The organism is Sphingobium sp. TomTYG74, assembly GCF_055393875.1.
On record NZ_AP027342.1, the window covers coordinates 964,765 to 989,084 of the forward strand.

A 24,320-nucleotide genomic window follows, 5' to 3' on the forward strand; every position below is an offset into this window, starting at 1 on the left:
AAATGTCAGGAATAGAATAACCACCTTATTGGCAGTTGATGGTCGGCTTGCGCCTAAAGGCGGCGTGACGCGAGGAAAAGAACGGCAATTTTTTGTCTTGGACAAACTGAATGACAAAGTGCTCCCTGGAAATTGCCTCGAAACCCGCATCATCACTGGTCCTGACGGTGCGCGGTTAAGCTGAAGTTTACCGTGACCTTCGCAGCGATCGTTTCATCGGTGGCTGAACCGACATCAAACATGTTCCGGTCAAGATCTGCTCGGCCTTCGGCTCTGGCCGTGTCCCCATCCTGACGCAGCGTGAAGCGTAGCGTGACCGGGCGGCGGCGTCCGTTCAGGTCCAGCGTGCCTCTGGCTTCGTACAGGTCGCCGCCCTGTGGTCGGAAACCCTTGGCGCGGAACACAGCATGCGGATGCGTCGCTATGTCGAAATAATCGGGGCCTCGCAGCGTTTCGTCGCGTTGTGCGTCGCCCGTGACGGCGGAGGACAGGTCGATCGTCACCAGGATTGCGCTGCCGGGCAGATCGTCTGGGCTGTAGCGGATGTCCGATTTCCAGTGAAGAAAGGACCCGTCCACCGCCGCGCCGCTCCACATGGCGATAAAGCCGAGCTTGCCCGGCCCCGCCACGCGCCACCGCGACAATGGAAGGTGTTGTGAACTGGCCGTGGGCACCGGCGTAGCTTTTGGGGCCGTCGGGGTCGTGGTAGGCCGCTGCGCTGGGGTGGAGCCGGGTGAAGGCGGCGCTATCTTGATCGGCGCGGGCGTTCCTTGCCGCTGCGCCACGGCTATGGTGGGCGTTCCGGTAAGAAAGAATGATGCCACACCTGCCAATGCCAATGTTCCTAGCGCAACCAGCAGCGCAAGCCCCGGCGCCAAGCCCGGGATCATGCGAACAAGTATATCCTCGCGCTTGTAGAATTGATGGCGAATAGCTCCAGCGACATGCAGAACGACCAATCCGGCCAGGATATAAGCCGCCATGCGATGCGTGTCATAGGCTATTCCATTGAGGCCAAGAGGGATTGGCAGATGCGGCCAGGCAATCGTGCCGAACAGCAGCGTCGACACCCGCAGCGTGCTGGTTGAGACCAGCGCCCAGCCGCTGAGCGGGGCGAGCAGCATGACTGCGTAGAGCAATTGATGCGTCACCTTTGCCGCGAACGCAGATATCCGATCATCCGCCAGTGCCGGGGGGCGGGGGTGGGCCAGGCGGATGCCAACCCGCAGAAAGGTGGGCAGCAGGATGACGATCCCGATCGACTTGTGCAGCTGATAGGCGGCAAATTGGCCCAGCCCCGGCGCGATGCCGGACAATTGCCAGCCCAGGACGAGTTGAAAGCTCAGGGCTGCCGCGATCGACCAATGCAACGCGATTGCCGTCATGGAATAGCGCTGTGGCGACATGGGCAGTCTTTCGTCCTTATGAAGATGTCAAAGAAGAGCGCGAGCGGCGGGCGGGCAATGAAGGGAACACCGGTTCATTCATAAACCTTGGACGCATTACTGTGCCGTCCTCCAGTCACGAGAAGGGCTAATGCGCATGCTGCGATCAGCGACCCTGATGCCATGGTCAATGCCACGGCGGGAAGCTTGAAATCGAGAGTGAAAAGGAAACCAGCAAGGATGGGACCCAAAGCAGCTCCTCCACGGCCGAGGCCGATCACTATTCCCGTGCCGCCCGCCCGGACGGCCGTTGGGAAAGATTGCGCAATGATGGCGTAGAGACCGACGACGGCCGCGTTGGTGAAATATCCCGCCGCCGCAGCTACCAGGGCCAAGCCGAAAAGGCTGGCTTGTCCCTGTCCGAAGACGGTCACCATTGCCATCGACAATAAGAGGGCGGCGATCACCAATATACGGACGTCCAGTCGCCAGCTCAGGGCACTGAGCGAAAGCGCGCCCAGCAAGCCGCCTACATTGGCCCATACCAGCACGCCACCGGCGGACGAGGGTGCATAACCCATGTCCACGACGATCTTGGGCACCCATTTGAGGATGAAGTAAAAGGTCATGATGTGAAAGAAATAGGCGGCCGTCAGCAGCACCGTCGTGCGTGCGAGGCCGGGACTGAACAGCGCGGCAAAGGACGCCTTGGGTGCCGCTGCATTTGAAGCAGGCAAAGCATCCAGTGCATGGTGTCCCATCCGACCCATCAGCTGATTGATCCGGTCCAGCGCATTGGCCGGGCGTCGTTGAAGGAGGAAGCCGATCGATTCAGGGAGCAGCAGGAACGTCAGCGGCAAGAAGATTGCAGTGACGACTCCTCCCAGCAGGAATATGTCGCGCCATTCGCCCGACATCAGCAGCATCGAAGCGACCGAGCCGCCAAGGATCGCGCCGATCGGATAGCCCGCCGCCATGAGGGCAACGGCCAGGCTGCGGGTGCGCGCGTTGGCAAGCTCCGCGACGATGGCGTTGGTGCAAGCCAGCATGCCGCCAATGCCGAGGCCAGTGACAAGTCGTATCACCGACAGGGAGACAACGCTGAATGAAAAGGTCGCGGCCAACATCCCCGTCGCCATGACCACGAGGCAGAGCAGGATGGTGGGCCGACGGCCGATGCGATCAGCCAGGCCGCCGAGCAGCACGGACCCCACAGCCATGCCGATCAGTTCCATCGAAAGCACGACGCCCAATGCGGCGCGGTCGATGCCCCACTCCGCGGCAATGCCGGGCGAGGCGAAGCTGATCGCCAGCACATCAAAGCCATCAAGCGCGTTCAGCATGATGCACAGCGCTACAGCCGCGATTTGCAGGCGGCCCATGGGCGCTTCATCAAGTAATTGCCTGATGTCGGTTCCGTTCTGCGCCATCCTCACCTACCCTGAAATGATTGTCGATCTGGTTATTGCCTTGGTCAGGCGTCTTCCGGAGCTGTCAGCATAAGGGCGTCGAGGGCGATCGCGCCTTTACCCTGCGGATAGACGATCACCGGATTAAGATCGATCTCCCGAATTGAAGGTTCGGCGAGAAGGATGCGGCCAAGCCTATGGATAATCCCCGCTGCTGCCTCCACATCCAGCGCGGGCGATCCGCGAAAGCCGCGCAGCAGAGGCGCTTGCTTGAGCTTATGCAGTTCAGCGGCGATGGCATCGACCGAGAGGCCGGGGGTGATCAGGCGCACGTCCTGGAGGATTTCCGCCGTGACCCCGCCGAACCCGCACAGGATGACCGGCCCCCAGTCTGGATCGTTCTTCGCGCCGATGATAAGTTCGACGCCGCGTTCGCCCATGGCTTCGAGCAGGACGCCGTCGAGCGCGATGGTTGCATCATAGGCGGCGACATCGGCATATAGCCGGTCCCAGCCCGCGCGCAGTTCGTCGCCGTTGGAGAGGTTCAACACCACGCCGCCCGCATCGCTCTTGTGGCTTAGACGGGCCGATTGTGCCTTGAGCGCGACCGGATAGCCGACCGCTTGCGCAGCGCGAAGCGCGTCGTCGATGCTGGTGAAGAAGGCGCCCCGGGGGAACGGGATGCCGAGCGGGGCGAGTATCGCCTTGGCGCGATATTCCGGGATGACGCCGCTGTGCCCGGCGAGGCCGGAGGCGAGCAGGGGGGTGGTCGGCGCTTCGCTGAAGTCCCGACGCGCATGGTCGTTGAGGTGCTTAAGGGCGCGGAAGGCGCGTTCGGTCGAAGGGAAATAGGGGATGCCAAGCGCGCGCAACTGATCAAGATAATTGGACGGAACCGGAGCGCCTTCGTCCAGCCCGGTGAAGATGATCGGCTTGTCCGGCCGCAATTCGTCAACGGCGCACAGGATGGGCGGCAGCTTGATGCCGACGGTCACGGGATCGGTCTGGATGATGCCCGCGACGATGCTGCCGAACCGGTCGTCGGTGAACAGCGCCGCCAGCGTCCGGCGATAGAGGTCGGGATCGACGAGGCCCTGCGCCGTCAGGTCCAGCGGGTTTGAGACCGGCACGAACTCGGGCAGCGCCTCGCGCAGCGCTGGAGCGTTGCCGTCATTGACCTGCGGCAGGTCGAGGTCGAGTGTTTCGCAAAGGTCAAGGGTCAGCGCCTTGAACGCGCCGCTTTCGCCCAGCACCGCGACGCCGCCCGCCGGGATGGTTGGACAGCGCAGCGCGATTTCGGCGATATCGCCCAGCTCCTCAAGCGTCTCGGCCAGGATGACGCCCGCCCGTTCCACCTTCACCCGCATCACCTGATAGTCGCCCGCCATCGCCCCTGTGTGGGTCGCGGCGGACTCACGCGCGGCGGCCGACCGGCCCGGGTGCAGGAGGACGATGGTCTTGCCCAGTGCCCGGGCGCGGCGGGCGGCGGCCAGGAAGCGCTGGGGCTTGCGGAACTGTTCCACGATCATGGCGATGACGCGCGTCGAACTGTCTTCCAGCAGGTAATCGACATAATCCTCGACGCCTGATGCCGCTTCGTTGCCGGTCGAGATGGAGAAGGAAAGGCCCAAATCACGCGAAGCGAGCGTGGTGCACAGGACGCAGGCCATCGCTCCGCTTTGCGACACGACGCCAATGCCGGGACGATCGCCCAGCCGCTTCGCGTCGGTTTCAACGAAGGTCAGCGGTACGCGATCAATGAAGTTCGTCATGCCAAGGCAGTTTGGCCCTTCGACGACCATGCCGGTCTGGTCGGCGATTCGGCCAATCTCTCGCTGCTCCGCCAGACCTTCCTCACCGCCTTCGGCAAATCCGGCGGAAAAGATGACGGCGGCGCCGACATTGCGTGCGGCCAGCGCCTTCACCGTATCGAGCACCGCAGCGCGCGGGATGGCGAGGACGGCGGCATCAACGCTATCGGGCAGGGCATTGACCGAGGGCAGGCATGGCCGTCCGCCGATTTCGGCGCGCTTGGGATTGATGAGGTGGATGTCGCCGGGAAAGCCGTTGCGGATCAAGTTGGACAGGACGGATGCGCCCAGCGCACCCGGCTTGTCCGATGCGCCGACGATCGCCACCGATCGCGGGCGGAGCAGCCGATCGAGCGCATTGCCGGTGCGGGCGGCGGCGACGGGCGGATTGAGGGTGTCGGCCGTCATGGGTCCGTCTCTCCAAAAAACTGTTTGGGCGGGCCGACTTTTCGATCGGTCCCGCCAATTTGCCGCTGTTCAGGCCTGCTGTTTCGACTTGTCGTACGCGCCTAGACCCGGCTTGTAGCTCTTGTCGTCGATGAACTGCCTGATGCCTTCCTTGCGGCCTTCATTGTCGAAGCTGTTGGCCGCTTCCTGCGCGCGGATCAGATAATCCTCGGCATTGTCATAGGTCATTTCGCGCACCCGGCGGATGGCATCTTTCGTCGCCTTGAGCGCCACCGGGTTCTTGCTCAGCAGCGTCTGCGCGACTTGCGACACTCGGTCCTTGAGTGACCCAAGCGGCAGCGCTTCGTTGACGAAGCCCCATTCCGCCGCCGTCTTGCCATCCACATTCTCCCCCATCAGCGCATGATACATGGCGTTGCGGAAGCTGGTAAGTTCCGTCGCCACCTTGGCCGCGCCGCCGCCGGGCAGGATGCCCCAATTGATTTCGCTAAGACCGAACTGCGCCTCTTCCGCCGCGAAGGCGAGGTCGCAGGCGAAGAGCGGGCCATAGCCGCCGCCAAAGCACCAGCCGTTGACCATCGCGATGGTGGGCTTCTGATACCAGCGCAGGCGGCGCCACCAGCCATAGCTTTCCCGCTGTGCATCGCGTGTGCCCTTCAGACCCTGGGCTTCGGTTTCCCGGAAATATTCCTTAAGGTCCATACCCGCGCTCCACGCCGTGCCTTCGCCGGTCAGGACGAGGACGCCGACATCGGCGCGAAACTCCAGATCATCAAGCACGCGCATCATCTGGCGATTGAGGCGCGGCGACATGCAATTGCGCTTGTCCGGGCGGTTGAGGCTGACCCAGGCGACGCCGTCCTCCACCGTGAAGGCGACGGTTTCGATTTCGGCCTGCTCGACGCCATCGGCATGCAGGAAATTGGTCATGGTAAAGTCCTTGTTCTTGGTCGTCATGTCGGCGAAAGTTGGCATCTCGGGCGGCTAAGTCGTGCCTGTCCGCCTGAGATCCCAGCGTTCGCTGGGATGACGCGTAGGTGAATGCGGTTGGTTCAAATCGGATAATGGCCGGGCTGGGTCTCCATCGTGATCCAGCGCAATTCGGTGAAGCTGTCGATCCCGGCGCGGCCGCCGAACTTGCCGTATCCCGACGCCTTGACACCGCCGAAGGGCATTTGCGCTTCGTCATGGACGGTCGGGCCGTTCACATGGCAGATGCCGGACTGGATTTGCCGCGCGACCCTGAGCCCGCGCGCGGTGTCGCGGGTAAAGACCGATGCGGATAGGCCATATTCGGTGTCGTTGGCGAGTTCGATCGCATGCGCTTCGTCGCGGGCGCGGATGATGCCGACGACCGGGCCGAAGCTTTCGTCGCGGAACAGCTTCATTTGCGGCGTGACGCGGTCGATGACATGGGCGGGCATCAAGACGCCATTCGCCTTGCCGCCGTTCAGCTGGATCGCGCCTGCCGCCAACGCATCATCGATGAGCGTACGGACATGGGAAACGGTCTTGCTGTCGACCACCGCGCCCAGCGGCGTCTTGCCTTCGCGCGGGTCGCCCACCGCCATGGTGCCGACCTTTGCCTGAAACTTCTCTACAAAGGCGTCGGCGATGGCGTCGACCACGATGATCCGTTCGGTCGACATGCAGATTTGGCCCTGGTTCATGAAAGCGCCGAAGGCGGCGGCCTTCACTGCCTCCTCAAGGTCGGCGTCCTCCAGCACGATCAGCGGCGCCTTGCCGCCCAGCTCCAGCACCACAGGTTTCAGATGTTCAGCGCAGCGTTTCGCGATGATCCGGCCGACCGGCGTAGATCCGGTGAAGTTCACGCGGCGCACGGCTGGATGGTCGATCATTGCGCCGACCACATCGGCCGCATCCTGTGGCGCGTTGGTGATCAGGTTGACGATGCCGCCAGTGAAGCCTGCTTCCACAAAGGCCTGAACGATCAGGCCATGGGTGCGCGGGCATTGTTCCGATGCCTTGAGCACCAAGCTGTTGCCACAGGCGAGCGGCACGGCGATGGCGCGGGTGGCGAGGATGATCGGCGCGTTCCACGGCGCCATCGACAGCACCACGCCTGCAGGTTCCCGGATCGCCATGGCGATGCAGCCGGGCTTGTCGGACGGGATCACCTCTCCGCCGATCTGGGTAGTGAGGGCGGCCGCTTCGCGCACCATCGAGCTGGATAGCATCAGGTTGAAGCGCGCCCAGCCCTCGGTCGCGCCGATCTCTGTCATCATCGCATCGACAAAGTAATCGACCCGGGCGTCGAGCGCGTCGGCGGCCTTCATCAGCAACGCGCGGCGGGCATTGGGGCCGGTCTGTGACCAGGCGGGGGATGCTGCCTTGGCGGCGTCTACCGCAGCAATGGCGTCTTCGACGCTGGCGGCGGCGGCCCGGGTGGCGACGGCGCCAGTGACCGGGTTCAACCGTTCGAAAGTCGATGCGGCACTGCGCGATTCGCCGCCGATATTCAGGGAAATTTCCGATGCGGACATGTGTCAGGTCCTCTCCTAATGTTATGTTGCATATCAATGTTGATTGTTCTGAGCAATAACATTATGAGGGTGGCATGAGCACGAGTCCTTCCGATAACAGGTTGGTCAATCCGGTCGCATCGCGGCTGGGTTATCGGCTGCGGCGTTCCTCCTCCGCGATGATGGCGACGCTGGGCGCGGGGTTGGAATTGGTCGGGCTGCGGCCAGTGGAAGCGACGATCCTCCTGACGATCGGCGCCAATCCGGGCTGCATCCAAAGCGACATAGGCCGCATGCTGGGCATCAAGCGCGCCAATATGGTGCCGTTGATCACTGGCCTCATCCAGAAGGACCTGGTGCAGAAGTCGCCGGTCGACGGACGCTCCTTCGCTCTGTGCCTGACCGCCCAGGGAGAGGACGCGCGCAGCGAGGCGGACGCGATCATGTCCGCGCACGAACACCGTTACACGCGCTTGCTGACGCCCGAATATCAGGATGCGCTGCGCGTCGTGCTGGACGTTCTGGAACAGGAAGAAAATGCCACGGATGAGGAGAGGGAAGCGGCGGTCATGTAGGCCGCGCTATCCCCCCGCAGCGTACGTCAATTGGGAGCCTATCACCGCAGTAAAAACAGTGCGCGGCAAGCAGGGAGGGATGCAATGGAGGCCAATTTCAGCGCGCAGATATTGCCCGCGCTTTACGGATGCTGTGAACGCCCGGACAATTGGCGGCCGATGCTGGACCAGATTTGCGCTGGTCTTGGCGTCCGCAGCGCGGCGGTGCAGATTTATCGGCAGGAAGGCGACCATCTGATCCAGCGCTGGCAGGAGCGGGACAGCTATTCCCATGCGAACGCCGCGCTGCACGACCGATGGATCAACAATCCCGACAATCCCCGGCTTGCCGTCGTGCCGCGCGATCGCCTGGAAGGGCAGCTCGCGGTGCGCACTGATGAACAACGTTTTGCTTCCGCATCGCCGCAATTGCAGGAAACGCGGCATCGACTGGCGCAAGTTGGCTTAAGGGGCGGGTCGGGCCTGCTTTTCGAATTTGCGCCGTCGCGCTGGTTCAGCCTGATCCTGCACCGGCACATCAGCGACACGGTAGAGCGCGACGGCTATGACGCCACCTTCCTGGCTGACATCGCCCCGCATCTGCTGGCCATGTCGCGCCTTTCGGCCACGGTGCAGGCGGCACAGGCTGCGCAGGCATCCTTGGCCTCGATCCTGGACCGTTTACGGGCGGGGGTGATCCTCTGCGACGCGAGCGGCGAGGTGCGTTGGCACAATCGCGCGGCGGCGGCTATGCTGAGGAATGGCGCGCCCTTGACGCTGGGACAGGGCCAGCTGCGCGGGGTGTCCGCCGAAAGTCGTCAGAGGCTGGCGCGGCTTTTGTCGCCTGCTTGCCATGGCGACATGGTCACGGCGACCTTCGCCGATCTTGAGGGCAGCATAATGCAGGCCATCGCCCTGCCCAACGATGCCTTCAAGGGCGCGGCGGCGCATGGCTGGGACGATGACCGGGACGGTGTCGCCTTGATCCTGATCGATCCATCGCAGGCGCCTCCCTTGTCGGCGGGGCACGTCACGTCGCTGTTCGGCCTGACGCCTGCGGAGGCGCAACTCGCCGTCGCGTTGTCGCAAGGCACATCGCTCAATGCCTATGCCAGCCGCCGCGGCATTTCCGTCGGCACCGTGCGGATCCAGATGAAGCGAATCCTCGAAAAGACGGACAGCCGCCGCCAGGCCGATCTGGTGGGCAAGCTCTATGGGTCCGTCATCGCTCAATTGCATGGCAGCATGCATTGAACAAGATGCGGCGCCGCATATCCCATTTGGGAGCCGCGCCGCTTAGTTCTCAAGTCCAAAATGCCAGTAACGAGCCGACGACTATTTGCGGCCGAAAGTAGAGGATGTGCGCGTGCGCAAAGCATCGGGATTAATTGTGCGTTTGGCCGCTGGCGCGTTGTGCGCGGCAATTCAGCCTGCATCAGCGCAGCAGACATTGCCGCCGGTACTGGCCGACGGCCCGCCGTCCACCGTCCCGGTCGCCGTCCAGATCGCTCGCTGGCACATGCTGGATGGCGACATCAACTCGCTGACTTTCCGCAGCATGGACCGGCTGTTTACCACGCGCACCGTCGCCCATGCGGGAACGCCCTGGCGGCTGCCGCGCGCCGACGCGCCGCTGGATGTCAGCTACACTTTCGGCGGCAAGCGCTACACGGCGCAGGATTTCCTGGATCGCACCTACACCAACGCGCTGCTGGTGATGAAGGACGGCAAGATCGTCAGCGAAATCTACCGCAACAACAGCGACGAAAACAGCCGCTTCATCGGCTGGTCCATGACCAAGTCAGTCACGTCGCTGCTGGTCGGCTGTGCGCTGTCGGAAGGGCGGATCAAGTCGCTGGACGATGACATCACCGCTTACCTGCCCGAATTGAAGGGCGGCGGATATGACGGCGTGACCATTCGGCAGATCCTGCAGATGCGGTCTGGCGTCGATTATGAGGAACGCTACGACTTCGCCAATCCCGGCATCGCGGCGCGCAATCATGTCGACGCGCTGGTCAAGAATGTCGCGCGCTTTGCCGATGCCGCGCGGACGGTGAAGCGGCTGCATGCACCGGGCAGCGTGTTCCAGTACAAGACGCTGGACACCGCCGTGCTTGGCTGGTTGATCGAACGGGTCAGCGGTACGACCGTCGCGGGCTATACCGCGCAGAAATTGTGGGAGCCGCTGGGCGCGGAGCAGGACGGCTTTTACATCATGGATGGGCAGCCGGGCACGGGCCGCGAATTCAGCGGCGCTGGCTTCAACGCCACGCTGCGTGACTATGGGCGGATCGGCCAGATGATGCTGGACGGCGGCCGCGCCAACGGGCGGCAGGTGGTGCCAGCCGACTGGGTCCGCACATCAACGGCGCCGTCCACGCCAGCCGATGCCAAGGCCCCGGGCGTCCCCACCGGCTATGCGATGCAATGGTGGCTGCTGGACAATAGCGGCGCCTACAGTGCTGTAGGGTTGCAAGGCCAGTTCATCTACGTCGATCCGCGATCGCGCACCGTCGTGGTCAAGATCAGCTATTTCCCGCCGGGCGATGAGAAGCCGACGGCGGAAACCGGCGCTTTTCTGAAAGCCGTATCGGCGTGGTCACCGAAATAATCGCAAGAATAGCAAGAATAAGGGAGGGTAGAATGAAGCACATATTGTTGATGGGCTCCACCGCCATCATGACGCTGTGGACAGCGTCTGCCGGGGCGCAAGAGGCCGCTCCGCAGCCTGAGTCATCCAGTACATTGGGCGAGATCGTCGTGACGGCCCAGCGCCGAACCGAAAATCTGCAAAAGGTGCCTGTCGCCGCCAGCGCGCTCGACGCAAGCGACCTCAAGGCGAACGCCGTCGTGCGCCTCAACGATCTTCAAAATGCGACGCCCGCGCTGTCCATTTCCGACGCGGGCATCACATCGGCCGTCAACATTCGCGGCATCGGCCTTGCCAGCAACTCGCCTAACGTAACGGCGGGCGTGGCGACTTATGTCGACGGGCTGTTCCAGCCGCCGATCGTCCAAGCGAACAGCTTCTACGATCTGGCGAGCGTTGAAGTGTTGCGCGGTCCGCAGGGCACGTTGGTCGGCAGCAACTCGACCGGTGGCGCGATCTTCATCAATTCACGCAATCCCGATCTGAATGGCGTCAATGGCTATGCCGAAGGGAGCGCTGGCAACCGGGGCAATTTCGGGCTGGAAGGCGCGGTGAACGTGCCGCTGTCATCCACGCTGGCTGTGCGCGGCGCTGGATTCTACCGGGGCCATGATAGCTATTTCAAGGATGTCGGCCCCTTCAACAACAAGGCGGGCAAGCTGGACGAGAAGGGCGGGCGCATTGGCGTGCTGTGGCAACCCGGAGACTTTCGCGCGCTGCTGAAGGTTCAGTATAACGACCGCGACATTGGCGGCTATGCCTATCGCCCGATCCGGGGAGTATTGTTCAATCCCGCTCCTGTTGGTGACATCTACACGCTGAGCTACGATACACCGGTGGCAATCCGTGAAAAGGCGTTCATTTCCAGCCTGGAACTGCGGCAGGAATTCGCCAACGGCATCGTGCTGCGGTCATTGAGCGGGTATCAGAGCAAGAAGATCGAGGGCGTCAACGATGTCGATGCATCGCAGGCGCCTGGTGGCATCGCCGAGGATTATTATGCCCGAGAACGCCAGTATAGCGAGGAAATCAATCTGATCTCGCCGACCGGGGAAACGCTGGAATGGATTTTGGGCGGCTATTTCCAGCGCAACGAGATCAAGGTGCGGATCCATCAGCTGCAAGCGGGCTTCCCGACAGACATTGATCCCGACAATATACGCACAACGCTTGGCATCTTCGCGCAGGGCAGCTACCGTGTGACGCCCGACGTCCAGTTACAGCTGGGCGCGCGCTATTCGCACTATAAGGCCAGCGGCGTAGGTCAGGTGCGCATCGGCGCTGGCATCCCGATCTTCCCTCCGGGCGGCCTGCCCGTCGCGAACTTGGCGGGCACGCATCAGGATGGGCGCGTGACCGGCAAAGCCGCGATCAATTGGACGGTCAACGACGACCATCTGCTCTACGCCTTCGTGGCGCGGGGATATAAGCCCGGCGGCTTTAATGCTGTGGATTCCGAATTCCGGCCGGAAATGGTTTGGAACTATGAAATCGGCTGGAAGGCGAGCCTGTTCGACAAGCATGTCCGCACGCAGATTTCGGCTTTCTACAATGATTATTCCGATTTCCAGTTCGAAGTGATCGAACCGACGACCGGCTTCAACGGCGTCCAGAATATTTCAAAAGGCAAGATCAAGGGTTTCGAAGCGCAGTTGCAGAGCAAGTTCGGCGGCTTCAGTTTTGACGCTAACGTCGCTTATGTTCATTCGAAGCTGGCCGGGCTGACCTTTATCAACACGCGGGCTATCCCGTCGGGAAGCCTGGGTCCCCAATGCCCTCCCGGCACGCCTTCTGCGCCTCCGGTCTGCTTTGATTACACGCCAGCCATCACTACTACCGACGGCGGCCCTAATCTTTATTCACCCAAATGGACCTATGGCGGGACGGCGGCCTACGAATTCCAGTTGGGTGACGACGTGACGCTGACGCCACGGGTCAGCTATTCCTATGTTGGCCCGCGCTTCACCTATCTCGCATATTCGCCCGTGTCGGATCGGATCGCGGGATATGGGCTGCTGTCGGGTCTGGTCACGCTACGCACGGGCCAGTTCCATATCGAAGCTTATGGCACCAACCTGACCGGCAAGCGCTATGTCAGCGGCCAGTTCGGTCTCAATGAATTCTACGGGGCGCCCCGCGAATATGGCATCCGCGCTGGCTTCACCTTCTGAAGTTGAAGGAACCCGCCGCCATCGGGTGGCGGGTTTCAGGATTGGTGCTTTGGGGCTTGTTCGATCAGGCCAGATTGAACAAGCTCGGCATCGCTGCAAGCAAATCCTAGAGCATGCTCCGATCAAACTGGATCGGATCATGCTCTATTTGTCTTTTGTTTCCGCATTTTCCGAGCCAGCAGATGATGCACCATCAAATGCCGGGACCAAACACTTAGTCAAGAAATCGCGCCTTGGTCAGGCACTCCTCCCATTCCGCGAGGGGATCGGAGTCAGCGACGATGCCAGACCCGAGGTCGATCGTCAGCCGCCGTTCTGCCGGTGAGATGGTCAGGGTACGGATCGCGACGTTGAAACGCGCGTCACCGTCCGGGGTGAAATGGCCGATCGATCCTGTGTAGATGCCGCGTGGTCTGTCTTCCAGCTGTGCAATCACTTGCGCCGCGCGGATCTTGGGCGCTCCAGTGATTGAGCCGCAGGGGAACAGGGCGGCGAGGATGTCGAAAGCGTCCACATCCTCGCGGCGACGCGCCGTCACGGCAGAGACCATCTGGTGGACCGTCGGATAGGTTTCGACCGAGAAAAGCTGCGGCACCTTCACCGATCCAGGCTCTGCCACCCGCGACAGATCATTGCGCATCAGGTCGACGATCATCAGATTTTCGGCACGTTGTTTGGGATCGGTGGCCAGCGATTGGGCGGCAGCGGCATCCGCTGCGGGATCGCCGTGTCGCTCCGCCGTACCCTTCATCGGACGACAGGCAATGTCGCGCCCAGTCACCGTGAAGAACAACTCCGGCGAGAAGGAGAAGATGAGGTCTGCGCCAGTGGATATGATCGCGCCATAGGGGGCACGCTGGCGCTGCCGCAGCCGGGTGTAGAGTGCCAGCGGATCACCGTCGAAGTCCATCCCGGCGCGGAAAGTGAGGTTGGCCTGATACAGATCGCCTGCACGAATGAGTTCGAGCAGCTCCTCGATCCGCTCCATATGCTGCCTTTTAGTGCTGGCGGGCGTCAGCGGCCCCATGCGGAACGCTGTGTCGCTCGGCAGCAGGTCCGCGAACATTTGTGACGGCAGTACCAATGGAGTCCCGAATATCCCGAACCAGAGGAGCGGCCCGCAGGAGCGGGTAACCGGCATGGCGGTATCGAAGGCGGCAGCGGCATCATAGCTGACAAACCCGGCGGCGTGTGCGCCTTGTCTCGTGGCCGCGCGCACCGCTTCCAGTGCAGGTGCAACTTCCGAGAGCGTCGCAGCCTCAATCACTTGCAACGGATGGGTGAAGAGCGTGACGTCGCCGTTGGGCGAGGATGCGTCGTCTAAAAGCACATAGGGTTGATCGAAGGCCGACAGGAAACCCATGGCCTTCACACCACATTCTGGTCGGGCCGATTGCGACGGCACAGTAAGAAGATGGTTCATTGCACGCTCCACGTCGCACGCGCCGAGAAATCTTCGGTCTCCGAACGAGCTTTAGGTCTGCTGTGGCCCCACATCGGGCCGTAGCGATCATTCGAACTGATCCGCAGATATTCATTTTTTCTAAGTCTTGGTCCGAGGCTATATTCCACGGGAGGGAGTGAAGCGGAGATAAAGTAAGGTTTATCAGTCTCTTGACGATGATTATGACCCCATCACCCGCGACGAGCAGGATGGAGGTCAAGGGGACGACGACCGCCACTATTTCCTTTTCACAATTTATGTGAAACTGTTCCAGTCAGGAGAGCGGTGGATGATCGAGCAATTCTCGACGCAGGACGTCGCCAGGCGTGATCGCTTGGCCTACTGGAACAGGATCGCCTCTGGCCGGTCCGCCGGGCTGATGATCGATAGTTCCAATCGCGAATTTCTAGGCCAGCTTGGTTGTTGGACACTAGGCGATCTCACCATTTTCAAGGCGCGGGCGGAATCTTCGGTCGTGTCGCGCAGCGCCCGCCACCATGGGGAAGAGCGGCTGCTGGTGCACCTCCAGACCCGTGGCCTTAGCGAGCAGCGTCAATCCGGCCGCGAATGCGTGCTGCGCCCGGGCGACCTTTCCATTTGCACCACGGCCGCGCCGATGCGGATCGAGGTTGCATCCCATGAAATGATGGTGGTCGACGTTGCCCGCCATGAACTGGAACAGCGGGTGCCGCAGCTGGACCTCCATATCGGCAGTCCGACGCCCGGCAATTCGCCGACCGTCCACAGTTTTCACCAACTCGCCCTTGCCCTGTGGCGGGAGGCGGAGAGCCGCGCCGCGCCGCCTGATCCAAGCTGGGCCGAGGGTGCCGAAACGCTGATGCTCGACCTACTGGGCCTTGCCTTGCGCAGCGCTGTGCGCGGCGGCCCCAATGTCGATGGCCGGGGACTGGCGCGGGTCAAAGCGATAGTGGAGGCGCGGCTGGGCGATCCGAACCTCGACACGGAATCCATCGCGCGCGAAGTCGGCATATCGCCGCGAACGATCCAGACCTGGTTCGCGGCCGAAAGCACGACGCTACGCGCCTATATATTGGACAGGCGGCTGGAAAGGGCGCTGGAAATGCTCGCGACCGACCGGGCGGCGAACATCACCGCGATCGCCCTCGAACTCGGCTTCAACGACCCTGCTTATTTCGCGCGCTGCTTCCGCAAGCGGCACGGCTATACACCCCGCGAAGGCCGCCAGATCGCGCGCGCCTGACCAGCGGTATATTTCCAAAGATCGTCCCTCGGCCGCTCCGATCGCAGGAGCGCGCCTATCATCAGCATGCAGGAGTGACGCAGATGACCAACGGATTGCTGGCCGGGAAAACGGGCTTTGTCACTGGCGCTGCCAGCGGCATCGGGCGCGGCATCGCCAAGGTGCTGACGGCGGAAGGGGCCAATGTCGTGTTGAGCGACCTTGCCTCCTCAGCCGAGGAAGGCGCGCAAGCGGTCGCGGAGATCGAAGCGGCGGGCGGCACCGCGCGCTTTATGGCGGCCGATGTTACCAGCGCGGCCGATATCGACGCGCTGATTGCGCAGACGCGCGCGATCAACGGGCGTATCGACTTCGCCGTCAACAATGCGGGCATCGGCCTTAAATCCATGCTGGCGGACAGCAGCGATGATCTGTGGGACAAGGTGAACGATGTGAACCTCAAAAGCTGCTTCCGCATCATGCGCGGCGCTCTGGCCGTCATGCGGGAGCAGGGCGGCGGCAGCATCGTCAACGTCTCATCCATCGCGGGAGCGGTGGGTTTGCGCGAAGCAGGCGTCTATGCGGCGACCAAGCATGCGATCCTTGGCCTGACGCGAACGGCGGCAGGGGAGAATGGGGACGTCAATGTGCGCGTCAATGCTATCCTTCCCAACGCGATCCGCTCCAAGTTGCTCGACGGTACTTCGCCCGAGTTCCTGGAAGCGCTGCTTGCGCCCCAGGCGATCAAGCGGCTGGGCGAACCGGAGGAGTGCGGGCACCTTACGGCCTTCCTGCTGTCGGACAGGGCAGCCTTCATCACCGGCGCGTGCATCCCGATCGATGGCGGCTACCTGTCAAACTGACTAATGCGATAATTCGCATTCGTGAAAAATTCGTGGAAATGAATCAAATTGCGCTGGAGTCCTGATCGGTAGCGCTCCAGTGCAAGCACGGGAGGCGGGTTTCTGTCATTTCGATGATGAACGCGAAAAGCGTCCATTGTCGAGGGGAGGAACCATGATCAAGATGATAGCCGCATTGCCCGTTGCGTCGGTGCTGGCCATAGCGGCCGGGACTTTGACACCGGGCTACGCCCAGGAAGCGACGCCTGCGCCAGTTCCCGCCACGGAAGAAGCGCCCCAGAGCGGCGGTATCCAGGATATCGTCGTCACCGCCCAGCGGCGTTCGGAAAATGTGCAGAAGGTGCCGATCGCGATTTCCGCCTTCACCAATGATGCGTTGCAGGAGCGCGCGGTGCAGAGCGTCGCCGCGCTGTCGGGGCTCGCCCCCAACGTCACCTTTGACGCAGGAACGCCCTTTTCCGGATCGTCATCTGTGCTGGCCGCCTATGTTCGTGGCATCGGGTCCAACGACTTCGCCTTCAATATAGATCCGGGTGTCGGCGTCTATCTGGACGGCGTCTACCTTGCGCGCTCGGTCGGCGCGAACCAGGAATTGGGCGACGTCGAGCGGATCGAAGTGCTTAAAGGTCCGCAGGGTACGCTGTTTGGCCGCAACACCATCGGCGGCGCGATTTCCATCGTCACCCATGATCCGGGCGACAAGTTCCGCTTCATCGGCGACGCGACAACGGGCAGCTACAAGCTGTTCCAGGCGCGCGGCACAGCGGACATTCCGATCGCGGATGGGCTGTCGAGTTCGGTGTCATTCTCGGTCAAGACGCGAGACGGTTATTTCAAGCGCAAGCCATTTCCGGGTGCGCAGCCGGGCACCTATCAGGTCGAACCTTCCACCGCCTATGCCGGAGCGGGTTATGAAAATACCGGGATAGGCCGCGAAGGCGGCGAAGACGCCTGGAGCGTGCGCACCAAGCTGCGCTGGGAACCGAGCGATGCGGTGCGGGTAACGCTGAGCGGCGACTATAGCAGCAGCAGGCAGGAACAGCTTCCCAATACGTTGCTCGCGACCACGCCCAATGTCGCGGGCGGCGCGTTTGATGTTTTCGCGGGCAGTTATAACTGCGCCATTGCGGGCCAATCGACGGGATGCGGCAACGGTCCGCCGTCCTTCGCCTATGGCTACCGTCGCGCTGGCCGCACCGGCATGTTCGACCTGCCCGCGATCTTCGGCGTCAATGCCGACGCGAACCCCGATAATAATCGCCTGCCTTATGACAATCGCTTCGTCACTGGGGACAAGGATAGCAGCTATGCGACGGGGATGAACTTCGCCCGCATGCAATCCTATGGCGGCGCTGGCACGATCGAATATGACCTGTCGGACAGTCTGACGGTCAAATCCATCACCTCCTATCGCGAACTGCACTGGAAGGTGGGCATGGACAATGACGGTTCGCCGCTCAACATGCTGCAGATCAGCTTCGAGATGAACCAGAAGCAGTTCAGCCAGGAATTCCAGCTTCTGGGTAACGCGCTAGATGAGCGGCTGAAATATGTTCTGGGGGCCTATTATTTCAAGGAATCGGGCAATCTTCACGATTATGTGACCTTCGCCGAAGGCTTGTTGCAGGTCGATGGCAACAATCTCCTGAGTACCAAGAATGGTGCCCTGTTCGGCCAACTGGATTTCAAGCCCATCGACCTGATCGGCATCACGGTTGGCGCGCGCTATACCAAGGAAAAGAAGTCTTTCGAAGGGTTTCAGTCCGATCTCAACGGCCTGACCTACAAGATCCTGAACGGCTTTGGCGTCCCGCCCTGCGCGTCGCTGACGCCGATCAGCGACGATTGCCGCATCGCTGCGGGCTTCCCCAACGCCAATGCGCCGCTGCAGCTCTATCCCGGTGGCGTGAACCGCAAGACCTTTGACAATTTTTCACCCAAGATCGGCGTCCAGCTTTATCCCAGCGACGACCTCATGGCCTATGCGTCATGGTCGAAGGGATACAAGACCGGTGGTTGGACCACGCGTCTGTCGAACCCGCTGCCGGATGCGCCGAGCTTTGACGAGGAAAAGGCGACGACTTGGGAAATCGGGCTCAAGTCGAAGCTGTTCGACCGGCGTCTTCAGCTGAACTTCGCGGCCTTCACTACCAACTATAAGGGTATCCAGCTGAACTTCCAGCAGGGCGTGTCCCCCACCATCCAGAATGCCGGTGACGCCCGCATCAAGGGGTTCGAGGCCGAAGCGGTGTTCGCGCCCATCCGCGCCTTCGCCCTGACGACATCGCTCGGCTATATCGACGCCAAATATACGTCGGTGCTGCCGGGTGCGGTGGTCGCGCCCAGCGTGATCCAGGGCGGTGTGTTCGTGGGTGCCGAACTGCCCAAGACGCCGCATTGGAAGGTCAATGTCAGCCCGCGCGTCGAGCTGGATGTAGGCAGCAGCGGCGCGAAACTCATCATGTTGGCCGACTGGACCTACACGTCGCAGATGCGCAACGACACCGAAGGGACCTTCCTGCTCAACCGCAAGGCTTCGAACGTCGTCAATGCCAACGTCACGCTGCGCCTGCCCGACGACCGCTACAGTGTCACGGTGGGCGGCACCAACGTCTTTAACGAACGCTTCCTGACCACGGGTCAGGCGCAGATCGCCGGGGGGCAGTTCTACGGCACCTATAATCGTCCGGCCGAATGGTATGCCAGGCTGGGCGTGAAGTTCTGATCAACCACAATACACGAAACAGGATCGCATCATCATGTCTACTGTAATGACCGCCCCCCCCTCGACCGCCTTCAAGATCGTCGATGTGCCTGAAAACCTGTCTCATGTGATTGAGGCGCATGGCGTCAAGGGCAGCTTCATCGGGCCGTCGGAGGCGGAAAGTCCTTGGGTGCCGTTCGGTCCCAACGCCGCCATTCGTCACCTCGCGTTCGACGTCCGCCAGAACATCTATTGCAATGTGCTCTGGTTGAAAGGACCGGGCGTCGTCGGCACGCACAAGCATCGCGGGCGGCTGGTCATGATGTGCCTGGAAGGCAGCCTGCGCTATCTGGAGCACGATTGGGTCGCAGGCCCAGGCGACTTCTTCCTGGAAGTGCCCGGCGAACGCCACACACTGGTCAGCGAACATCCGCAGGGCGGCAAGCTTTGGGGATGGATGCAAGGTCCGATCGAGTTCTACGACGAGGATGGCAAGTTCGTGGAGACGGCCGACGTATGGTGGTTCATCAACCATTATGAGAGCTACTGCCGGGAAAACAACTTGCCCATCAACCCGCAACTCTACCTCTGAAGGGGGCGTCCGCCGGGAGGAGCAGGCCCGCCTCCCGGCGGATGGATTGCAAAATGACCAAGAGCAGGCCTCTGCCACGCAAAGCCGCACACGCCACAGCGCCGAAGGCCTCATGAGTTTCCCAACCCCCGACCAGCGCCGCGCAATCGAGTGGGATTGTACCCGTCTCGTCCACCATTATGCCAACCTGAACGATGCGGCGAAATGGGAAGCCGCAGCCAACTTGTTCACAGATGATGGCCGACTATCCCGGCCAACCGCGCCCGATCAGCCGATTGTTGGCCGCGAAGCCATACTGGCCGCTTTCCTCGCCCGCCCGCCGCGTACCACCCGCCATGTCTGCGCCAATGTCGTCATCGACATACTCAGCACAGATGAGGCCACAGGCGAAAGCGCTATGCTGTTGTTCGTCGGCCCAGGCGCGCCGTTGGTGGGATCATTCAAGGACAGGTTCATCCGCACCACTGGAGGATGGCGTTTCCTGGAGCGCAGCGGATCGCTCATCTTTTCGGCATGAGGCTATTCCATTTCATTCCTGATGCTAAAGTCGGGCCATGAACGAACAGACGCTATCGCCCACCGTCAAATCCGCCATGCGCACGATCGACATCATCGAATATGTCGTGTCGTGCCGCCGTCCATTAGTGGCGCAGGAGATCGCGCAGGCGCTGTCGATCCCTGTTAGCAGCCTGTCCTACCTGCTCGCGACGCTGACGGAGCGCGGCTATCTGCAACGCGAAGGTCGCCGCTACAGCGCCGGGCCGGGGTTGGCCCGGTTACAGGGGCCAACGCCCGCCTTCTCGCTCGCCGAACGGGCCGCGCCGCTGGTGCGGTCGCTTCGGGTCCAGTTGAACGAGACCAGTTCCTTCTTCGTGCGCAAGGGGTGGGAGATGGAGGCGCTGGTCACCGAGACGAGCGATCATGCCCTGCGCTACGCCGTGCAGACTGGCCGCCGCACGCCGCTCCACTGTTTTTCGGCGGGTAAGGCCTTGCTGGCAGCGATGCCGGACGAAGAGTTCGAACGCTATCTGGAGGAAAGCCGTCGCGAGGCGCTGACTCCCACGACGATCACGGACGCGGATGCCCTCCGGCAGGAGATCAGGCTGGTGCGGCAGACGGGCGTGGCGCGCACGCGGGAAGAAAGCACGCCCGGCATCTACGGTTTGGCCTATGTGGCGCGCGCGGATGGGGAAGTGGCCGGGGCGTTCAGCGTCGCCGTGCCGGTAGTGCGGTTCGATGAGGAACTTGACCGGCGCGTGGTGTCCGCGCTGACACGGACGGCGGCTTTGTTTGATATTGCTTGAAGTATGCCGCTGATCCCGGCGCCGTTCGCGCTCAGGGCAAACGGGTGATGGATATATGCCGTGCTCCTGCGAAGGCAGGAGCCCAGGTCCAAGCGCCGAACTAGGCTCCTGCCTTCGCAGGAGCACAGCAGCACTACCCCCAAAAAATCCGGCGGGGCGCCAGGGAGAAAAACGCCCCGCCGGTTGGATGATCAGGCGGTCTTGCGGGTCCGCCATCCATCCGCGTAGCTGTCACGCGCGACTTCGGAATAGGGCGCGGGGCTGACAGTGGCGTGGATTTCGACCTGGATATGCGGCTCGACGGTCGGCTTGCTGGTGCCGCCATCGGGTTCGCCCCACAGCAGCGTCACCTTCGTGCCGGGCTCTGCATATTCGGCGTCCAGCATGGCGAGCGTCAGCATCCGGCCTTCATTGGCGCTGTAGCCGACCCAGGTGGACAGGCCGACCTGCTTGCCGTCGACCAGCACCGCGTCATAAGGGTGCATCGAATAAACGGCCGAGGGAAATTCGAAATATTTCGCGCGGTCGCCCTTCTGGAAGGCGGAGCTGATGACGCGGGCGACGTCTTGGCTGTCGAGCGCCAGCGTCACTTTCTTGCGATGCGGTCCGGCTGCGATCTTCTCCAGCGCTTCCCGGCCGATGAAGTCATGGTCGAACTTGACGAACGGACCATAGCCGAGATCCCAGGGGGTCAGATAATAGCCGTCGATGCTGTCGGGCACATAGCTGCCGCCGATCGATGCCTTGGCTTCGTAGGAGTTGGCGGTCAGCCATTCACGATAGGGCTTCAGCGCTTCGCCGCTATAGACGGCAGGCAGCGGGGAGGGGATCCAGCCCGATTCCAGTGTGTTCGAGGAATAGGTGCGGCCCCCGACCAGCGTCAGGCCGAAGGGTTCGCCTGCCTTGATCAGCGCTTGGCGCACGGTTTCGCGCTCGGCCCAGGGACCGAACAGCTCATAGCCCGGCTGGCCCGCCATGCCGTGGCGCAGAGCGCGCACCTTGCAACCGGCGATGTCGAGCGTGGTCATGTGGAAGAATTTGAGGTCAGGCGGGGTCTGGCCCATCGCCGCCTCCAGCGTCTGCATCGCATTCGGCCCTTGCAGCTGGTAGCGGTAGGACTTGCGGTTTTCCGGGTCGGGGCGAACGGCGGTGCGCTCGTCGCGTTCGACGGTGACGTTCCACTTGCCGGTCTGGGCATGATATTCCACCCATTCGATCGCTGGCGCGCGGCCGACCAGGTTGAAGCGGTTTTCCTCCAGATAGAAGAGGATCACGTCGCCGATGACATAGCCGTCGGGCGTCACCGGCACCCACTGCTTGGCGCGGTCGGGGATGAAGCCCTTGAAGCTGTTGATGCCAAGATGGTTCAGCATCGCGAAGGCGTCCGGCCCGCTGACTTCCAGATCGACCATGTGATAGGACTGGTTGAACAGCACGGCCTTCTGCGCCCATGCGGTCTGTTCGTTGCGCCAGTTGGAATATTCCGCAGGAACGCCCGGATAGGCGTTGGGGCCGGTCTGCTGGTTGCGCAGGAAGTGAACGAGGTCACCCTTGCCTTCGACCAGATTTTGCAGGCTTTCAGTCATTCATCGTCTCCCATTTTGACATTGGAACCGGCGGGCATGTCGAGCCAGTCGGCTATGGCTTGGTTTAGGGCATCAGGCGCCTCGGCGGGCAGCATGTGGCCCGCCTCGGCGATGATCTTGAGGTGCGCACCTGGGATGCGCGCGGCTATGTAGCGGTGCTGTTCGGGCGGGCTCCATTCATCAGCGTCGCCCACCGCGACCAGCGTTGGACAGGCGATGTTGGGCAGCAGCGATTCGACCCCCGGGCGGCTAAGAAGGGCCGTGATCTGCGCCGCATAGGTGTCGATCCCCGCCTGTGTCGCCATCAGGTGCAGCGGTGCGATTAACTCCTGATCGGCGCGGCGGGTAGGGGCGACCATGGGGGGAAGCCAGCGGTCCACCAGTGCGGCCATGCCCTCCGCCCGGCCGAGCGCCAGCAGGGTGTGGCGCTTCTCTGCCTCTCCTTCACGGACAGTGTGTGTGCCGGTGCTAATCAGAGCGAGCTTTTCGACCCGTTCGGGCGCTAGCCGCACAACCTCCAGCGCGACTCGCGCGCCCATGGAATGGCCGAGCAGCGCCATCTTCTCGGTGCCAGAGGCGATCACGCGCCGAGCCATTTCCACGATGCTGTCGCACGCGCCAAAGCCATCGATCGCCAAAGCGTCAGGGAAACGCTTCAGCTGCGCGGCGAACATGCGGGAATCGCAGAGAAGGCCGGGCAGAAGGACAAGATTTGCGGCGGAAGCAGACACGATGAAATCGCCTTAATTCGTATTCGTGAAATTTCCTATATACGAATTAAAGGAAAGGCGCTAGAGAAGAAATGGCAAAAAGATCGGGTGGCCGCAGCTGCCCGGCAAAGCGCAAAGATTTCAGGAGAGCGGTCATGGCGGGCGCGGCGACGATCCACCCGAATTGGGAACAGCATATCCCCGATCGGATCACCGATGGCTATTCGATCGAGATGACGGCCAAGGATTGCGACGCCCTGCGCGCTGCCGCGTCGATGCTGGCGCCCGAAACGCCGATCGCCATCACCTTCCTGCCGGGCGAGACGATCGATGCGCGGATCGATGCGGCGAAGCTGGTCCGCGACCTTGGCTTTGAACCCATGTCGCATCTGTCAGCGCGGCGGATCGGGTCCTTTGAGGAGCTGGAACAGACGGTGCGTCGGTCGGCTCAAGAGGCGGGTGTGCGCCGCATGTTCCTGGTGGCGGGCGATCCTCCTGTTCCTGCGGGGCCGTTCGAGGATGCGCTTTCGCTGCTGCGCACGGGTCTGTTCGAAAACAATGGCGTGAAGGCGATCGGTATTGCGGGGCACCCGGAAGGTCATCCGGTGATGGACGAAGAGGCCCGGTGGAGCGCACTTTTGGCGAAATGCGCGGAGGTGTCGGATCGCGGCATGGCTCCGCTGATCGTCACGCAATTCGGATTTGATGCGACGCCGGTGCTCGACTGGCTGATCGACCTGCGGCGGCGGGGCATCGATGCGCCGGTGCGGATCGGCGTGCCGGGACCGGCGGGGATCAAGACGCTGCTGCGCTTTGCTGCCCATTGCGGCGTGGGCGCGTCTGCGTCGGTGCTTGCTAAGTATGGGATTTCCCTGTCGCGCCTGCTGGGCGCTGCTGGCCCAGACCGGCTGGTGGGCGATATCGCCGCTGGCCTCCATTCCAGTCATGGCCCGGTGCGGCTGCATTTCTATCCGTTCGGCGGGCTTGCCCGGACGGCGGAGTGGATCGGACAGCACCGGTCTAACCAGAATTAACGCACATC

The 24,320-nt window shown here is 62.3% G+C and carries 19 protein-coding genes; 11 read left to right on the top strand and 8 right to left on the bottom strand.

Annotation, left to right across the window (positions count from 1 at the left end):
* Positions 1 to 152 precede the first annotated feature (152 nt).
* The 5 genes from ACZ5TB_RS17360 to ACZ5TB_RS17380 form a co-directional block, all read right to left on the bottom strand.
* On the bottom strand, positions 153 to 1,406 hold the full coding sequence (locus ACZ5TB_RS17360) for a YceI family protein (RefSeq protein ID WP_464792886.1): 1,254 nt from the start codon (positions 1,404 to 1,406) through the stop codon (positions 153 to 155).
* 74 nt (positions 1,407 to 1,480) lie between these two features.
* On the bottom strand, positions 1,481 to 2,815 hold the full coding sequence (locus ACZ5TB_RS17365) for an MFS transporter (RefSeq protein ID WP_464792887.1): 1,335 nt from the start codon (positions 2,813 to 2,815) through the stop codon (positions 1,481 to 1,483).
* A 44-nt stretch (positions 2,816 to 2,859) separates the two neighbouring features.
* Positions 2,860 to 5,013: an acetate--CoA ligase family protein gene (locus tag ACZ5TB_RS17370; protein WP_464792888.1), complete on the bottom strand. Its 2,154-nt coding sequence runs from the start codon at positions 5,011 to 5,013 to the stop codon at positions 2,860 to 2,862.
* Positions 5,014 to 5,082: 69 nt separating this feature from the next.
* The gene (locus ACZ5TB_RS17375; RefSeq protein WP_464793277.1) at positions 5,083 to 5,943 is read right to left on the bottom strand and encodes a p-hydroxycinnamoyl CoA hydratase/lyase; all 861 of its coding nucleotides are present in this window, start codon (positions 5,941 to 5,943) and stop codon (positions 5,083 to 5,085) included.
* Between the two features lie 122 nt (positions 5,944 to 6,065).
* On the bottom strand, positions 6,066 to 7,517 hold the full coding sequence (locus ACZ5TB_RS17380; RefSeq protein ID WP_464792889.1) for an aldehyde dehydrogenase: 1,452 nt from the start codon (positions 7,515 to 7,517) through the stop codon (positions 6,066 to 6,068).
* Between the two features lie 74 nt (positions 7,518 to 7,591).
* Between ACZ5TB_RS17380 and ACZ5TB_RS17385 the strand changes: the two genes are divergently transcribed.
* The 4 genes from ACZ5TB_RS17385 (at position 7,592) to ACZ5TB_RS17400 (ending at position 12,874) form a co-directional block, all read left to right on the top strand.
* Entirely contained in the window at positions 7,592 to 8,071 is a 480-nt protein-coding gene (locus tag ACZ5TB_RS17385) for a MarR family winged helix-turn-helix transcriptional regulator (protein ID WP_464780693.1), read from the top strand.
* Positions 8,072 to 8,155: 84 nt separating this feature from the next.
* The gene (locus ACZ5TB_RS17390) at positions 8,156 to 9,304 is read left to right on the top strand and encodes a helix-turn-helix transcriptional regulator (RefSeq protein WP_464792890.1); all 1,149 of its coding nucleotides are present in this window, start codon (positions 8,156 to 8,158) and stop codon (positions 9,302 to 9,304) included.
* 136 nt (positions 9,305 to 9,440) lie between these two features.
* Complete coding sequence (locus tag ACZ5TB_RS17395; RefSeq protein ID WP_464792891.1) at positions 9,441 to 10,664, top strand: serine hydrolase domain-containing protein; 1,224 nt, start codon at positions 9,441 to 9,443, stop codon at positions 10,662 to 10,664.
* Between the two features lie 32 nt (positions 10,665 to 10,696).
* Positions 10,697 to 12,874: a TonB-dependent receptor gene (locus ACZ5TB_RS17400; RefSeq protein WP_464792892.1), complete on the top strand. Its 2,178-nt coding sequence runs from the start codon at positions 10,697 to 10,699 to the stop codon at positions 12,872 to 12,874.
* A gap of 214 nt (positions 12,875 to 13,088) precedes the next feature.
* On the opposite strand, the gene pabB is transcribed toward ACZ5TB_RS17400, so the two are convergent.
* Complete coding sequence (gene pabB, locus ACZ5TB_RS17405) at positions 13,089 to 14,297, bottom strand: aminodeoxychorismate synthase component I (RefSeq protein WP_464792893.1); 1,209 nt, start codon at positions 14,295 to 14,297, stop codon at positions 13,089 to 13,091.
* Between the two features lie 310 nt (positions 14,298 to 14,607).
* Between pabB and ACZ5TB_RS17410 the strand changes: the two genes are divergently transcribed.
* The 6 genes from ACZ5TB_RS17410 (at position 14,608) to ACZ5TB_RS17435 (ending at position 20,982) form a co-directional block, all read left to right on the top strand.
* The gene (locus ACZ5TB_RS17410; protein ID WP_464792894.1) at positions 14,608 to 15,540 is read left to right on the top strand and encodes an AraC family transcriptional regulator; all 933 of its coding nucleotides are present in this window, start codon (positions 14,608 to 14,610) and stop codon (positions 15,538 to 15,540) included.
* 83 nt (positions 15,541 to 15,623) lie between these two features.
* On the top strand, positions 15,624 to 16,382 hold the full coding sequence (locus ACZ5TB_RS17415) for an SDR family NAD(P)-dependent oxidoreductase (RefSeq protein ID WP_464792895.1): 759 nt from the start codon (positions 15,624 to 15,626) through the stop codon (positions 16,380 to 16,382).
* A gap of 154 nt (positions 16,383 to 16,536) precedes the next feature.
* Positions 16,537 to 19,107 (top strand): TonB-dependent receptor, encoded by a 2,571-nt coding sequence (locus ACZ5TB_RS17420; RefSeq protein ID WP_464792896.1) that lies wholly within the window; start codon positions 16,537 to 16,539, stop codon positions 19,105 to 19,107.
* Positions 19,108 to 19,153: 46 nt separating this feature from the next.
* Entirely contained in the window at positions 19,154 to 19,678 is a 525-nt protein-coding gene (locus ACZ5TB_RS17425; protein WP_464792897.1) for a 2,4'-dihydroxyacetophenone dioxygenase family protein, read from the top strand.
* Positions 19,679 to 19,790: 112 nt separating this feature from the next.
* On the top strand, positions 19,791 to 20,195 hold the full coding sequence (locus tag ACZ5TB_RS17430; protein ID WP_464780702.1) for a nuclear transport factor 2 family protein: 405 nt from the start codon (positions 19,791 to 19,793) through the stop codon (positions 20,193 to 20,195).
* A gap of 37 nt (positions 20,196 to 20,232) precedes the next feature.
* Complete coding sequence (locus ACZ5TB_RS17435) at positions 20,233 to 20,982, top strand: IclR family transcriptional regulator (protein WP_464780703.1); 750 nt, start codon at positions 20,233 to 20,235, stop codon at positions 20,980 to 20,982.
* A 191-nt stretch (positions 20,983 to 21,173) separates the two neighbouring features.
* Here the strand turns inward: ACZ5TB_RS17435 and desA are convergent, their stop codons facing one another.
* Positions 21,174 to 22,568, bottom strand: coding sequence for a syringate O-demethylase (gene desA / locus ACZ5TB_RS17440; RefSeq protein WP_464780704.1), 1,395 nt, complete (start codon positions 22,566 to 22,568; stop codon positions 21,174 to 21,176).
* The gene (locus ACZ5TB_RS17445; protein WP_464780705.1) at positions 22,565 to 23,299 is read right to left on the bottom strand and encodes an alpha/beta fold hydrolase; all 735 of its coding nucleotides are present in this window, start codon (positions 23,297 to 23,299) and stop codon (positions 22,565 to 22,567) included. The genes desA and ACZ5TB_RS17445 overlap by 4 nt, the downstream gene beginning before the upstream one ends.
* A gap of 134 nt (positions 23,300 to 23,433) precedes the next feature.
* On the opposite strand from ACZ5TB_RS17445, the gene ACZ5TB_RS17450 reads away from it, so the two are divergent.
* Positions 23,434 to 24,312, top strand: coding sequence for a methylenetetrahydrofolate reductase (locus tag ACZ5TB_RS17450; protein ID WP_464780706.1), 879 nt, complete (start codon positions 23,434 to 23,436; stop codon positions 24,310 to 24,312).
* Positions 24,313 to 24,320 lie beyond the last annotated feature (8 nt).